The organism is Paenibacillus sp. J22R3 (assembly GCF_056269305.1).
This window is the reverse complement of the sequence record NZ_JBWDNS010000001.1, coordinates 680,701-694,705: the sequence shown is the minus strand read 5'-3', so window position 1 is coordinate 694,705 and position 14,005 is coordinate 680,701. Positions and strand designations below refer to the sequence as shown.

Annotated in this window: 13 protein-coding genes and 1 pseudogene; 3 read left to right on the top strand and 11 right to left on the bottom strand. The window is 47.1% G+C overall.

The features are described 5' to 3' along the window. Positions 1–168 precede the first annotated feature (168 nt). From AC0YN4_RS03180 to msrB, 7 genes and pseudogenes are all read right to left on the bottom strand, one after another. Positions 169–489: a hypothetical protein gene (locus tag AC0YN4_RS03180; RefSeq protein ID WP_475835121.1), complete on the bottom strand. Its 321-nt coding sequence runs from the start codon at positions 487–489 to the stop codon at positions 169–171. A 14-nt stretch (positions 490–503) separates the two neighbouring features. Continuing rightward, complete coding sequence (locus tag AC0YN4_RS03175) at positions 504–881, bottom strand: hypothetical protein (RefSeq protein WP_475835120.1); 378 nt, start codon at positions 879–881, stop codon at positions 504–506. 150 nt (positions 882–1,031) lie between these two features. Continuing rightward, positions 1,032–1,142 (bottom strand): annotated as a pseudogene (locus AC0YN4_RS03170) (LuxR C-terminal-related transcriptional regulator); the annotation flags it as partial. A gap of 63 nt (positions 1,143–1,205) precedes the next feature. After that, a complete protein-coding gene (locus AC0YN4_RS03165) occupies positions 1,206–2,381 on the bottom strand; it encodes an epoxide hydrolase family protein (RefSeq protein ID WP_475835119.1) in 1,176 nt (391 codons plus the stop codon). Positions 2,382–3,040: 659 nt separating this feature from the next. Further along, a complete protein-coding gene (locus AC0YN4_RS03160) occupies positions 3,041–3,310 on the bottom strand; it encodes a hypothetical protein (RefSeq protein WP_475835118.1) in 270 nt (89 codons plus the stop codon). 169 nt (positions 3,311–3,479) lie between these two features. Beyond that, the gene (locus tag AC0YN4_RS03155) at positions 3,480–4,946 is read right to left on the bottom strand and encodes a dihydrolipoyl dehydrogenase family protein (RefSeq protein WP_475835117.1); all 1,467 of its coding nucleotides are present in this window, start codon (positions 4,944–4,946) and stop codon (positions 3,480–3,482) included. Between the two features lie 36 nt (positions 4,947–4,982). Beyond that, complete coding sequence (msrB, locus tag AC0YN4_RS03150) at positions 4,983–5,447, bottom strand: peptide-methionine (R)-S-oxide reductase MsrB (protein ID WP_475835565.1); 465 nt, start codon at positions 5,445–5,447, stop codon at positions 4,983–4,985. Positions 5,448–6,158: 711 nt separating this feature from the next. Between msrB and AC0YN4_RS03145 the strand changes: the two genes are divergently transcribed. From AC0YN4_RS03145 to AC0YN4_RS03135, 3 genes are read left to right on the top strand one after another with little or no spacing between them, the layout of a single operon-like run. Next, complete coding sequence (locus tag AC0YN4_RS03145) at positions 6,159–7,478, top strand: ABC transporter substrate-binding protein (RefSeq protein ID WP_475835116.1); 1,320 nt, start codon at positions 6,159–6,161, stop codon at positions 7,476–7,478. A gap of 14 nt (positions 7,479–7,492) precedes the next feature. Then, positions 7,493–8,368: a carbohydrate ABC transporter permease gene (locus AC0YN4_RS03140; RefSeq protein ID WP_475835115.1), complete on the top strand. Its 876-nt coding sequence runs from the start codon at positions 7,493–7,495 to the stop codon at positions 8,366–8,368. Next, positions 8,355–9,194 carry a carbohydrate ABC transporter permease gene (locus AC0YN4_RS03135; RefSeq protein WP_475784842.1) on the top strand — a complete coding sequence of 280 codons (840 nt, stop codon included), beginning with the start codon at positions 8,355–8,357 and terminating at the stop codon, positions 9,192–9,194. Before AC0YN4_RS03140 ends, AC0YN4_RS03135 begins: the two co-directional genes overlap by 14 nt. A gap of 446 nt (positions 9,195–9,640) precedes the next feature. On the opposite strand, the gene AC0YN4_RS03130 is transcribed toward AC0YN4_RS03135, so the two are convergent. From AC0YN4_RS03130 to AC0YN4_RS03115, 4 genes are all read right to left on the bottom strand, one after another. Beyond that, a complete protein-coding gene (locus AC0YN4_RS03130) occupies positions 9,641–9,811 on the bottom strand; it encodes a glycine zipper domain-containing protein (RefSeq protein ID WP_475835114.1) in 171 nt (56 codons plus the stop codon). A 409-nt stretch (positions 9,812–10,220) separates the two neighbouring features. Beyond that, the gene (locus AC0YN4_RS03125) at positions 10,221–10,427 is read right to left on the bottom strand and encodes an alpha/beta hydrolase family protein (RefSeq protein WP_475835113.1); all 207 of its coding nucleotides are present in this window, start codon (positions 10,425–10,427) and stop codon (positions 10,221–10,223) included. Further along, positions 10,390–11,082: an alpha/beta hydrolase fold domain-containing protein gene (locus AC0YN4_RS03120; protein WP_475835112.1), complete on the bottom strand. Its 693-nt coding sequence runs from the start codon at positions 11,080–11,082 to the stop codon at positions 10,390–10,392. Before AC0YN4_RS03120 ends, AC0YN4_RS03125 begins: the two co-directional genes overlap by 38 nt. A gap of 120 nt (positions 11,083–11,202) precedes the next feature. Continuing rightward, complete coding sequence (locus tag AC0YN4_RS03115; RefSeq protein WP_475835111.1) at positions 11,203–13,683, bottom strand: discoidin domain-containing protein; 2,481 nt, start codon at positions 13,681–13,683, stop codon at positions 11,203–11,205. Positions 13,684–14,005 lie beyond the last annotated feature (322 nt).

Here is a 14,005-nt window from a genome sequence, read left to right as displayed (position 1 = left end):
CTAACTATTTAATTTTTAGTGGTTACGTTTGAAGCACAAAAAAACCGAAGTCGATGGGATATCGACGTCAGTTTATTCTTCCGTAACATTGCTATTAATGCGCACCTGAGTTTCTGATAATTCGTAAAACCACAGATGCTGTTTTCCCCCGCTCAATGAATTGGCCAGCTACCGCGTACTTATCATATAAGCGGGGTTTCTCTTTTTTACAAGTTCTCTTAGGATCTCGTTCTCGAGTTCTTTCTCCTCTAAAATCTTCATAGCCTTCTCATATTTTAATTCGACGTTTTGCAGTCGCTGCAGTTCTTGGAGGTGTTCATGGGCCGCTGGAATTTCTTCCGGAGCGATGTCATCATGATGCTCCCGCATCCAATTGCGAACGATTTCCGGACGAATATCATACAATGTGGCTAGTGTCCCAACCGTCATACCAGCTAAAGCTTCTCTTACCACTTTCATTCTTACTTCTTGATTTAACCTTTTCACCATTCCCGATCACCTCCTTATGTAGTTTGTATCATTTTTCCACAATCAAAGAACTCGCGACAGACCACTAAATGCTCGGTCAAGCTCATGGGATCATTATATCTATTAGTATCATCTAGCTTTTTGACCATAGCAGTTGCCTCATCAAACATGATGGCGCGGCCTACATACGAAATTGAATAATCCATTAAGCAATAACCGCCCCCGTATTCTTTTGTTGTATGCAAGATCAAGGTTACATCGGGTATTGAATCCTCCTCGGTTTTATAAGAATAGATATTGATTTGCCATGCTTTGGAGCAATAAGAGCCATAGTGGAAAAAACCATTATCATGCTTGTATTTGTCCAATTCAAACCAGCCTTTTTTCATTTTCATCCTTCTTTCGGTTTTCATTTGCTATATGTAAGTTCACTATCATTGCATTATAACAACGAAAGTACAGGAGCAAATCTGTGAAACGTAATGAAATTCATACCAATAAAGACCCTATATACAATTAAAGTCATGATAAATAGCATACTTATGTGCCAAAAGTCATGCCGTTTATAACAGATGTCTTACTGCGAATAAGGCTGCTTGTGTTCTATCTCGCAGCCCCAGCTTCGCGATCAGATTGGTAACGTGATTCTTCACGGTACCTTCTGTAAGATGCAGCATGTAAAAGAAAATCTGCGGCCCAGAGCGGGCCGCAGAACAGAATGACATATATAATTCCAATTAGCGCAGTGATTTCAATCCTGTACGGATTTCTGCAATTAGATGCGCAGGCTGCTCAAAGGCCGCAAAGTGTCCGCCCTTTGGAAGCTTGTTGTAGTGGATCAAGCTCGGGTAAGCCTTCTCTGCCCAGCTCTTCGGTGCTTCATAAAGTTCATCCGGGAAGACGCTTACGGCAACCGGAAGTTTCACGCCTTTAACTGCGAAGAAGGAGCATTTGTTCTCCCAATAAATACGGGCTGCAGAAATCGCGGAGTTCGTAAACCAGAAGAGCGAGATGTTGTCGAGAACGTCGTCACGAGTTAAACCTTCATTAATTCCGGCAAAAGATCTGGAGATCAGGGCAAGGCTCTTCCAGTCGTGGTCAATCATAAAGGCTGCCAGACCAATAGGTGAATCCACAAGTCCAGTCAGTGACTGAGGACGCGTTCCCATGAAGAAGGCGTAATAGAACTTATTTTCGCCAACTTGCTTGACCGCTAGTTTCTCTTCGTCAGAGAGACCGGACGGCAGTGGATTGCCGGACCACATAGCTGCATCAACGTCAGGAGGAATCACGCCAGCCATATTAGTGTGAAGGCCGAGCAATCCCTTTGCTTCTTGAACGCCCATGAAATCAACAACAATTGCACCCCAGTCACCGCCTTGCGCTACATACTTCTCGTAGCCAAGACGCGTCATCAACTCGCCATAAGCGCGCGCGATGCGCTCCGGGTCCCAACCTGTCGCAGACGGCTTGCCCGAGAAACCGTAACCAGGCATCGATGGAATAACGACATGGAATGCATCCGCTTCGGTTCCACCATGCTCCGTAGGATTAGTCAGCGGTTCGATCAGCTTCATTTGCTCGATGATCGATCCCGGCCATCCGTGTGCAATGATGATCGGCATCGCATTCTCATGCTTCGAACGAACGTGGATGAAATGAATATCCAGACCGTCAATCTCGGTTAGGAAATGCGGAACAGCGTTGATCTTAGCTTCAATCTTGCGCCAGTCGTATTCATTCGCCCAATAACGAGCAAGTTCATGCATCGTTTCAAGCTGCGAGCCTTGCGATTGATCTGACACAGTTTCTTTCTCGGGCCATCTTGTCGCGTTGATACGATTGCGCAATTCGGTTAGCTCTGCTTCTGGGACATTCACGTGAAACGGGCGAATACTTTGAGGATTAGTCATGTTGTTAATCTCCTTCTGGTATGTGTTTGTGGGTGGTCGAGCCATCTAGCGCATCGTGGAAGTAATTAGCTCGTGATAACTATGCTCAGCCCAGCATCGCAGGGCTTGAATTTCTCCTGGACAGAAAGCGATCTTCTGGGTAATGGGATATCGACTGCATGAAAGTTGTCAGCGGAGTTCTCTCAGGAAAGCAGTGCGGAAGATATCCCCGGATTCATAAGCATGTAAAGCGATGTCGTTAAGCGTTTTGTATTTCCCCACTCACTCATGTAACCTTTTATATTTGTTTTTGCTGGTTACAATAAGCACTATATCATGCCCCATCTCATTATGCAAGTAACTACTTATTTTATTTTTAATAGTTACAATAAATCGATCATATTCGCCCGTTGTCGTCGTTATATTAGACCGGGCCAATATCCCCACATATTCATACGAACGTAGTTCAAACCAACCTCGACCCATGTTCGCGTTCACCTGGTTCCTTGTTATGATCGTGGATTTATAGAGAGGGACAAAGTTAATGTTTCGGTTTTTACCAGTTTCCTTTCATTAATAAAGTGACAAGCCGATGAATCCAAGAACTTGAGCTTCGTGGGAGCTTGGAGGGAATATGACTACTTGGGATCTGGAAGATCATTGCTTATTAAATAACGTGCTTAGACATTATTCCTTTCCCGATGAACTCTTTGGTCGCATAGTTCCTGCAGAATCAGCATTCCAAGCTCTGGTCGTGATCCTGAAAAATAATCCATAGTGTTTAAGTGGAATGTTGTTTTACTCCAAAGACCTTGTAATACTAAACCAATATGTTCGAGTATCGCATTTGTACTTCTAGTAAATAAAAACTCATCCGAATCAGTATCTGCAGAGCGAGCCCCTTTTTTTTGAAGATATTTATGTCGACCATGTTTCGGTTTAATTATCATTTCTTAATCCCCAGGCTTTGTTAGATTTTCCCCACCGATTAACTCTAGTTTGCGTTTGCGTTTGCGTTTGCGAAGCCAAGCCACATAGCGCAACAATTCAAATCGCAGCTATGGAGTTTTAAAACTATATTATCTTGCTGTTATCATGCTAACGAAGATTAGGAAATTATTAGTCATAATCCATCCACTGTCCGTATTCTTGAAACCAACTTATATAACTCCTAATAGATCGCCTCAGGAAGCCACCTTGCAACAACTTCTCCCTCCAATATTGATCACCGGTTTTGTTTAAAGCTTCCGTTCGGGCAAGATACGGATGCGCCACATGCGAAATGGCTTGAAACTTGTGTCCGAAATGTTTAATTAATACAGCTCCCTGCATCCAGTCCGCTGCTCCCTTTCCGATTGCATGCGCTCCTAATATCCTTCCTTTCAAATCAGTAATCACCTTTACGATACCCTCTGCATTCCGATCCGTAATAAATCGATCTACCTGATCTAAGGTCACTTTATAAACCCGGATATTAGCTCCGGACTGTTTCCGTGCTTCTTCCTCGGTCATACCTAAATGAAAAATTTCTGGTTCCACATGTATTACCCTCGGAACATTGTCGTAGCTTACTTTTCTTTTCAATCGAAAAATTGTATTTTCTATGACGATCTTCACTTCCATCCCCGCAGAGTGCGTGAACGGAAACGGCTTAATCACATCGCCGACTGCGTAAATATGCGGTATGCTTGTTTGCAATGTTCTTTTTACAACGATATGGTTACCGTCTAATACAATGCCAATGTTTGATAGCCCCAGACGATCCGTGTTCGGTCTTCTTCCGGTTGCAATAAAAATGGAGTTCGTGTCCAAATGGTGCCTTTCACCGTTACGTTCGATAGTTAATCGCTTTTTTCCGTCAGGCATGGCTTCAACCTTGTTCACGATCGTATTGAACTGAAGCGACATTTCCTTTACTATTGCAGCCTGTGCGTAAGGTACGATATCCTCGTCTTCACCGATTAATAATCCTGATTTTTTTTCGAGTACGGTAACATCGGATCCCAACCACGCAAAAGCTTGAGCATGTTCCAATCCGATCTCCCCCGCCCCAATAACTACTAGGCTTTCGGGTAAAGATTGTAAGTCAAACACGCTTTCATTGGTCTGGAAATCCACTTCCTGCAATCCCTCAATCATTGGATCTGCCGTTCGGGATCCTGTTGCAATGACAATACGCTTGCCGAATAGTACTTCTTCACCGTTAATCTCAATATGGTGCTCGTCACGGAAATGACCGTGTCCGTGATACACGTCTACTTCCACGCCCATTCTCCGACATCGTTCTGTGCTATCGCATGATTGAATCGCAGAAATCTCATCATGGACTCCGCCATAAACCTCTTTATAATCGATTTCCGTTTGCAAACAAATTCCATATGCTTTAACCGTTTTCTTAGCCGAATAGAGTTCCTTTGCCATCGCAAGTAATGATTTGGATGAAACGCGACCTTTATGCGAAGCTTCCACTCCCGTTTCGGACTCATTTTCTATCAAAGCTACTTTCACCCCGAAGCCCGCCACGCCTGCCGCTACTGCTAAACCGCTGGACCCTCCGCCAATTACGATGAGATCATATATTTTCAATTTAAAGTTCCTTCCCTATTAAGTGCGACTATATTTCTATTTCAAATTTGATTCATCTATAAAACGTGCTAAATAATATCCGTAACCTCTCTTTTCAAGTTCCGCTATCGGAATAAACGCCAAGGCTGCGGAATTCATACAGAATCGCAGTCCCGTTGGTTGAGGTCCATCTTTAAACACATGACCTAAGAAGGAGTCCGCGTTGCGGCTTCTGACTTCGGTACCTAAATAGATCTGACGTTTTAATACAAAATTATTAGTCTCTAAAGGTTGCGTAAAACTAGGCCAGCCAGTGTGGGCATCAAATTTATCATTTGAGCTAAACAACGGCTCACCAGAGATGATATCTACGTAGATCCCTTCTTCATAGTGATCCCAAAATTCATTTTCATATGGCGGCTCATCCACTCCATTTTGAGTCACCTCACATTGGAGCTTTGTTAAAGATTCCAGTTTTTCTGCCTTATTAAAATGCTTATAATCACCTTGTTTAGTGTTAATTCTCAATTCACCAACCTCCAAGTTTTATGTAAAGAACTGTATAAGAGAATTTTTTTGATAAAACCGAGCGGCTAACATTCCTAAAACTTTGAGTTGATCCATTTTCAAATTTCGCATCAACACTTTAACGCTTTTTTGTATTAAAGTATTTAGGTAGAATCGCACACTAGTAGAATCGACTTTTGCGATCAAATACTTGTATTGATTTCGCTTTTATACCATTTCACTCACCCTACAGCATTCTTCTCCAGTACCTGACGAAGCTTACACTGCCGATTTCTTTGATGTCAAACGGTAAAATCTGGACACTTACCGGCGGCGAGCTTAAATCAATGGCCTTCATCCCCTATGCCAAACCCGCGTACCTTCACATATTATGACCTGCATTCTAGCGCGCATTTTTCGTATGGATTGGACAAAAACGGATGAATTGGATGTGTACTCGAAAATCATCCACTGCTATAGTGAACTCTATTCTTTCGTAGATTGGGCACGATTGGAGTAGTTTGTATAAGACTGCTCTTTTTTGTGCCGGATCTGCCCGCTGAGAATCGTAGACTACGTCCAAGTCGCAATCTGGAATCAGAATATTGGGAGAAAGGAAGCGTAAAGAACTCTCTCATCGCAATGTGAAACACACTTTTGAGGGGAGCACATGATACCACTGTCATAATATTAACTTTAGATTCATTAAAGGAGGATTTCTACACAATGAACAAGCTCGTTTTCACGCTGCTCGTCACGGCCTTGGCTAGCTACGTACTTACGGCGTGTGCAAAAAATGGCGATGCTAACCAAGGGACTGCATCGGAGGATGACCTAACAATAATCGAGTTTTGGGCTGCTCCCAACCCGACTCAGCAAGCTTATTGGACTGATCTAGCTACAGCTTATGAAAAAGTAAATGATAGGGTCAAAATTAACGTCAGCGTAATTAAAGAATCGCCCACTTCTGAAGCGAGCATACAAACAGCTATTGCCGGTAAGAGCGCGCCGACGATTTCGGAGAACATCAACCGCGGATTCGCAGCGCAGCTGGCTAATAGCAAAGCGCTACTTCCACTTGAAACGCTGCCAGGATTCGAGGACCTTATAAAAAGCCGGAACATGACAAACACGATCGAGCCTTGGAAGTTTTCCGACGGTCATCAATACGTGCTGCCGATCTATTCCAACCCAATGCTGTTCGGCTGGCGTATCGACATACTAAAGCAAGCCGGCGATATTGAAGTTCCGAAAACATATAGTGAGATGCTGGACGCGACTAAGAAGCTGAAAGCGAAATTCCCGGATAAATACGTATGGGCGAAACCTGATTTGGCTGATCCGACTGCTTGGAAACGTTGGTTCGACTTCTTCATGCTTTACAATGCGGCGTCGAATGGTAACCACTTCGTCGAAGGCAGCAAATTTGTCGGTGACGACAAATCAGGCACGGAAGTGTTGACGTTCGTAGACAACCTGCGCAAGGAGAAAGGTATTTTGTCGCAAACCGTTACAGATCCTTTCGAAAACGGCGTTGGCGTCTTTACCGATATCGGTCCTTGGACATTCAGCATGTGGGGAGAAAAGTTCCCTGAGCTTAAATTGGGCGAAACATTCGCGCTGAGCATGCCTTTGGTTCCGGATGGTACAGACCCCGCTACTAGCAAGACATTCGCCGATACGAAAGGTCTCGTCATCTTCTCACAAGCTTCCGAAGCGGAGCAGAAAGCGGCGATCGACTTCATTAAGTGGGTCTACTCCGATTCGACGAATGACGTGAAATGGCTTGAGCAAACGAAGCTGCCACCAGCACGCGACGACCTGACGAGCAATGAATCGTTTAAAGATGTACTCGACGCGAATCCTGCACTGAAGCCTTATGCTGAAAATGTACCGAATGCCGTGCCGCCGATGGACAATGCGAAATATAACGACCTCCAGACGCTTATCGGTCAAGAAGCCTTTAACAAGGTGGTACGCGGTGAAATCGCGCCGGCTAAGGGCTGGGCTAATATGAAGAAAGCCATTGAAGCCGCTCTTCAATAGAAGGAGTTGTCCTAATGGATCAAAAAAACAATCGGTTGGGCTGGTTATTTACCAGCCCCTACCTCATTTATTCGTTGATATTCTTTTTCGGACCGCTTATCTGGTCTTTTTATCTGTCCTTTACGGATTGGGATCTAATTTCGCCGGAGTATAATTTTATTGGATTTAGCAATTTCACCGATGCGCTGAAATCACCCGGCGTGCACGCAGCTTTCTGGGTGACTTACAAATTCATGATAATTTTCGTCCCGCTCGTGACGGTACTGGCCCTGTGCGTTGCGGTCGTCGTACACAGTGTGCCTCGGTTTAAGAGCGTGTTTCTAATTGGCTTCTTCCTGCCCTACTTGTCATCTGGGGTCGTTTCATCTCTGATTGTGAAGGGGTTTCTGTCCTATTCGAGTCCGCTCAATACCTTCCTGCGCAAGCTTGGCATGAACATTGACTGGCTCGGTACTCCGATGTCAGCACTGTTCGTTGTCGGAATGATATTGGCGTGGAAATTCACTGGGTATTACGCCCTTATTCTGACGTCGGGATTGAATAGCATCGACAATGAGATCTATGAAGCCGCCGCAATCGACGGTGTCACAGAACGACAGCGATTCTGGCGCGTTACGCTGCCGCTACTCTACCCGGCGTTCTATACGACGCTTATCTTATCGTTCGGCGTCACGTTTGGCATTTTTACGGAAGTGTATCAATTAACCGGCGGCGGACCGAATTATGCTACGAACACGTGGCAGATGGAGATTTTCAATCAAGCCTTCAAAAACTTGAAAGCCGGCTACGCATCCGCTGTAGCGCTGCTTGCGTCGATCGCTACCTTCATCTCGATCTTTATCATCCGTAAACTGCTGGAACTGTGGGGGAAACGCTATGGTTGGGATTAACCGAAACAGTACAAGCAAGCTGGCCGTCCGCTATGGGCTGGCTGTCATCCTTCTGTTCATTATGGTCTACCCGTATTTATACATGGTGCTTAATTCGTTCGCGGATTGGAGCCAGGTCGACCAGAAATTCATACCGACTTCGTATTCGACGAAATCGTACAATTGGCTGTTTTCCGGCGGCGAGACGGGTATATCTCGCCCGTGGGTGAGCTCATTCTTCAATAGTGCGATCGTATCGATTGCTTCGACGGCCCTGATGATGATGTCTGGCGTCATGGTTGCTTACGCGCTATCCAAGCTGAATTTCCGCGGGCGGGACACGATTAACAATTTCGTCTTGTTCCATATGTTCTTCCCGGCTATCATTTTGCTCATCCCGACGTTTCTAATCGTGCAGAAGGTCGGCCTTTACGACACTTACTTGGGGATGATACTCCCTAAGGCGGTCAGCCTGTGGGCGATCTTCATGTACACGAACTTCTTCAAGGCGATTCCGTCGGTATTCATCGAAGCGGCCAAACTGGACGGCGCCAATGATTTCAAAATCATGTACCGCATCATGCTTCCGATGTCCAAATCGATCACGACCGTTATCTTCCTGTTCCTCATCATGGAACGCTGGACGGAGCTGCTGTGGGATATGATCATCGTGCGCAGTGACGATAAGCTCACGCTGAACGTGTTATTGTCGCAAATGTTCGGCCCTTATGGCACCTATCCAGGTCCGTTGTACGCCGCATCGGTGCTGCTGACGCTACCTATCATCATCTTGTTCATCTTCTTCGGTAAGAAATTCCAAGAAGGCATGCAATTTAACTTGAAATAGCGCTTATTTGTGCGAGGGGAGTCGAAGAGCTTGAGTTTGAACAAGACGGCTATCAAAACATGCGAAGAGCTTCTAAGAAAGTTCCAGTCCTAGACAGCAAGGACGGTTACAAAAATGCCTCTTGTTCAGTATGGGGTCGCTGACACCTCCATGGTGGGCCAAGAACGGCCTGGTAGGAAATTGGGGACAGCATGGAACCGGATGAAGAACAGGGTGAATAAAATAGAAGCTCCAGGACAGCTGTCCTGGAGCTTCTATTTTATTATCGTATGAATCATGAATTTGGGGCTTCATTTGAACATTGTTCTTGTCACAGTCATTTATTGAAGTATCGTGTCCCGTTACTTCAACGGTCACCATATTCGTGGCAACCTCGTCAGTTTCCAGTTAAAGATTGAAATAAATGGTGCCGACTTCTGTCGGCACCATTTATTTACTGATCATTTTCAGGCATCCGGTGGATTCTTTTTTATTCTAAATCCTCCGAATACTACGCTAAACGCTATTCCAAGACCGATACCAACTGAGATATTATCCATTGCCACGCCAATGGCTACACCAAGGGCGATTCCTAATGCAAGCGCCATTGCGGGTTTCATCTTGTTCTTCCTATTCATAATTCCACTACCTCCATAATTGCTGATTTTATTAAATACGTCCATCTAAACGGGCGGTTTCAATATTACTCAGTTTTGTCAATGTAATCGTTCGCTAGAAGTCCATACTGTGATTTTCAATAAAGCTTTGAAAGTTACAGTAGTTTGGAGAAAGTCCGTAACCTGGATGCAGCGTTCCGGCTTAACCCTCCTTACCATAACTATATCATTACGTTCACCAACTTGTTTTCGAATGAAGTAGAAGTGAAGAAAGTCTTGAGAATCGATTAAACAATAACTAAACTGCTCGTTAGCTGAACAGGCCACCGATCGATAGGTGGCCTGTTCAGCGGTGTGTTAACGTGCACGTTAGCAGAATACTGGTAAGATGCGCCTCTCCATCAGAGTAATATATTCGGATTTATATGGGCTAAATCCGAATATGTCGATTAAAGAAAATTTGAGTCGTCTGGAGAACATCTTCCCAGCCAAGATTGCCGCCTTGAAGACTATGATTGGCTCCTTTGATTGCCAGAAAACTGGAGTTATGAAGCGCTTCGTGTAATATTTCTGCCTGTTTGAATGGAATAATCTCATCTTCAGTACCGTGAATGATCAAGAATGGTGGGCGCGGCATCTGTTACAAATGTAATCGGGCTGGCCATCTTTGCCCTTTCCGGATGCTCTCTCACATATCCGCCGATTAGTCGAGATTCCAACGACTCAGGTGAGTCATGAAAGCCGACCAACATCTGCTGGAAATCGACTGGGGCCGACCAGGCGGCAACCGCCTGCACGGAGCTGGAAATACCGGGATTCCCGCTACAGCCTTCCATTTCTTCTGCCTGTCCAGTCGTACCTAGCAATGCCGCCAGATGCCCGCCGGCGGAATGCCCGAACACGCCAATCCGAGCCGGATCGGCACCGAAAGATTCTGCGTTCGCTCGAAGCCAACGAACAGCTGCCTTCGCATCATGCAACTGCGCAGGATAGATCGCTTCGTTGTTGAATCGATAATTGATGCTAACGGAGAGGTAGCCCTGGGCTGCAAAGTGACGAACAAACATCCCGCTCTCCGAAGGTTCAGCCTTGTCACCCCATAACCACGCGCCTCCATGAATATACAATGCAATCGGAAGTTTACCTACCGGCTGCGATGGCATAGCGATGTCGAGCAACAGCGGCTTGCCGTCCGCTTCCCCATAGATACATCTGAGATCATTTGAATTTCTTGTTCGAACATCTATTATTACTCCTCTCCCATAGTTAAGCCTGCGATTCCTGGTTGACACGATATTCTTATTCAGCTCAGCAAATGTGTCCGTTAGTTCAATAAGCGTCGGCGCTCTAAAGGTATTTCTTTGTCCAATTATTAATAACAATTGCAAAAATGATTAGCCCGAGTACGATTATTAATCCTCCAAAAATGACAGGCCAGAAGTCGAAGCAAATACCTCAAACCTCCATAACGAGTACCCGTAAGCCGAACCCCGCTTCATACCCAGCATCCGCACATATCTTGCGCTCTTGGCTGAGAACGAGATATCGTCGATCCCCCCGTCCCCGGAAGTGGTCGCGAATACATCCGTCCAGGTCTTGGCATCATTCGATACTTGGATCTTGTAGGCTTTCGCATAGGCTGCCTCCCAGCTCAGATAAACCCGGTTCACCGTCTTGACCGCGCCGAGATCGGCATAGATCCACTCGTTGTCGGTATAGTTCGAGCCCCAGCGCGTCGTCCCGTCACCGTCGACCGCGTTAGCGGGCGCAAGCGTTGCAACATGGGTCGAGCTGGCCGCGACTGCAGCACCGGCGGCGAGGTTAATGCCGTACAGATGTATGTTTTCCAATCCCGCGTGAGCCATCTTCATAATGCTGACCATTTCCGTGTATGGCTGATCCTGCTGATCTACGAGTCCGATATTGTAGCTTTCTCCGTCCACGCGTCCGGTGACGGCCTGATCGAAATAGGCATACCAGCCTGAGCCGACGAACAGCGGATTCTGTGCCTGGCTTTCCGCGAATGCCCGGTAGGCTACTCCCCGCTCAAGGGTACTGGTCGTCTTCGTAGGGGCGCTGATATATGACAAACCGCGGTCGGACGAGCCGAAGGAATGCTCGAGATTGAGCAGCGGCTTCCCGAAAGCCTCATATTCGTCCATCCAGCTGCCATCCCTCGTATAACTGTCCACCGAGAAGGCATCGACATACGGCATCGCCCCCCGATCCCAATCCAAGCTCGTTCGCCAAGTAGGGACGATAGTGGAGCCGAGAAACAAATGATTCGGGTCATTCCGCTTCAGGATGTCGCGGATCATAGCGTAATACGTCTCGGATGCCAAGGTGATAAAGCCGGATACGTCCGCAGAGGATACCTTGGTGATTGCGATCGGAGTGTCCTTGAGCGCGTTGAACGAAACGGCGTTCATGCCGAGCAGCATATTGACGTTATCGAGACTGCCGTGCCGGGTGGCATAATAATCGACGAAGGCGCCTTTCGCCGGAGAATCCGCCCCGTACATCAGCAGCTCTTTGACGATATCGGTTGTCCAGCCTGCTTCGTTATCGTAGGTGTAGCCGATTAACCACTTGCTGGTGCGCGCGTTTTGCAGCTGCGTCTTTAGCGTACTCTCGATGATCGGCGCGGTCTGAGGATCGAACACGTCGTACGACCATAGGATTCTTCGCAAGTTAGCAGGGTCCTGCAGCACCTGAACGTACGGAAAAGCGACGCCCTTCGGCTTGGTCCACTTGCTGAAGGCGTTGAACCCCCACTGTATCAGGCGTTTGCGCGTGATATCCCCCCATTTCGCCTCGTAATCGCTGCCGTACTTCTTCATTACATTCGAGACACTGAAGCTGACGTACTCGCCGTTCTCGTCCTTGGTATAAGCCGGCGCGTAGAGCGTCCGGTCGGGCAGCTGCTCGAATATTTGCCTTGGCGTGCCGTCCGGCTTCTGCGTCGGCGTCTTGTAGCCGGCTTCCCATAAACTTGCAGCATCCACCCCTTTCAATAAGAAAGGATACCCGTCCGGCGTAATGAACCACCATTTGCCGTTGACCTGCTCCAGCCTGAAATAGCCGGTACTCTCGTATTTCCCAATACGCTTGATGCCGCCGTAAGAATCGTAGATTGCCGGGTCATATGCGACGTTCGCCAAGGCGTCGGCTTCGTCCGTATAGTTCTGACGCAGCTGCGCGTCGGAGGTGATTTTTCCCGGCCAAGCATCGTTCATCCATTGGCCGTAACGGTCCACCAGCAAGGCGTCCTTGTTCAGCTCGGCCTTTAACTGCTCCGCGGTGAACGAGGGCTTCGGATTTTGCCCCGGCGTGCCGCTGCCTTGCGTGATTTCAACTTCCGTCAGAGGGATATGCTGAAAGGCTTGCGTGCGTGTGATGTCCAGCACGATGAACCTGGCCGTCACGCCCGCCATCGGCACGTTGACCGTATAGTTCAGCTCGGTGCCTTGTCTGATATGCCTGGTTGCGATGTAATAACCCGTCGCCGCTTCCGGGCGGTATTTGACGGTCATATCTTTGAAGCCCCAGTATTTGTTCGGTGAGTTCATCACCACACGCAATTGATCAAGGGGATAATCCCTGAGCAAGTCGATCACCACATGCACCGTCATCGGCGATTTCGCTTTCCCCATCCAGCCTGCATAGGCGGTTGTGCCGTCATACAATACGCTTTTCGCCGCCGCCATCAGACCGGTCGATAGCAGATCCGGTGAATTGCCTCCATCCGGAGAGACACTATAGACATAATTGCCCGTTTTGAGCATCGTTCCTTCACCTCGAGCATGACCGTTTGGAATAAATGCCGCCAAGGCGGTCATTGCCATTAGGAACGCCAACACACTTCTTGCATACATTATTACCCCGTTCTTCATCAGTACCAACCTCCTTTCTTCCTGTATCGTCTCTTCCAACGGATATGCTTAGAATTACTTTACATAATTTACCTTAAAACAGAAAAGGGTACCCCAGACCCAACGTTGCTTGAGTCCGAGGTACCCCAATGACTAGGAAGGATGCGGGACGCGAAACCTTCCTTACCTATTTTGCGAATCGGAAAGAACCACCCAGTCCGGTCGCTCACGAAGTGTTAGGTTGCTGCTGATTCCGCCAAACCGTCTGTCCCATCAGATCCCGTATGGCGCCCAGATAGCGGTCTTCCGATGCCGACCAGCGCAGCTTCGCCATCTCTTCCAC

Coding starts and splice junctions, on each gene's coding strand:
- AC0YN4_RS03115 (WP_475835111.1), bottom strand. CDS start 13,683: ATGAAGAACGGGGTAATAATGTATGCAAGAAGTGTGTTGGCGTTCCTA.
- AC0YN4_RS03165 (WP_475835119.1), bottom strand. CDS start 2,381: ATGACTAATCCTCAAAGTATTCGCCCGTTTCACGTGAATGTCCCAGAA.
- AC0YN4_RS03125 (WP_475835113.1), bottom strand. CDS start 10,427: ATGCCGCGCCCACCATTCTTGATCATTCACGGTACTGAAGATGAGATT.
- AC0YN4_RS03140 (WP_475835115.1), top strand. CDS start 7,493: ATGGATCAAAAAAACAATCGGTTGGGCTGGTTATTTACCAGCCCCTAC.
- AC0YN4_RS03145 (WP_475835116.1), top strand. CDS start 6,159: ATGAACAAGCTCGTTTTCACGCTGCTCGTCACGGCCTTGGCTAGCTAC.
- AC0YN4_RS03160 (WP_475835118.1), bottom strand. CDS start 3,310: ATGATAATTAAACCGAAACATGGTCGACATAAATATCTTCAAAAAAAA.
- AC0YN4_RS03180 (WP_475835121.1), bottom strand. CDS start 489: ATGGTGAAAAGGTTAAATCAAGAAGTAAGAATGAAAGTGGTAAGAGAA.
- AC0YN4_RS03175 (WP_475835120.1), bottom strand. CDS start 881: ATGAAAACCGAAAGAAGGATGAAAATGAAAAAAGGCTGGTTTGAATTG.
- AC0YN4_RS03130 (WP_475835114.1), bottom strand. CDS start 9,811: ATGAATAGGAAGAACAAGATGAAACCCGCAATGGCGCTTGCATTAGGA.
- AC0YN4_RS03135 (WP_475784842.1), top strand. CDS start 8,355: ATGGTTGGGATTAACCGAAACAGTACAAGCAAGCTGGCCGTCCGCTAT.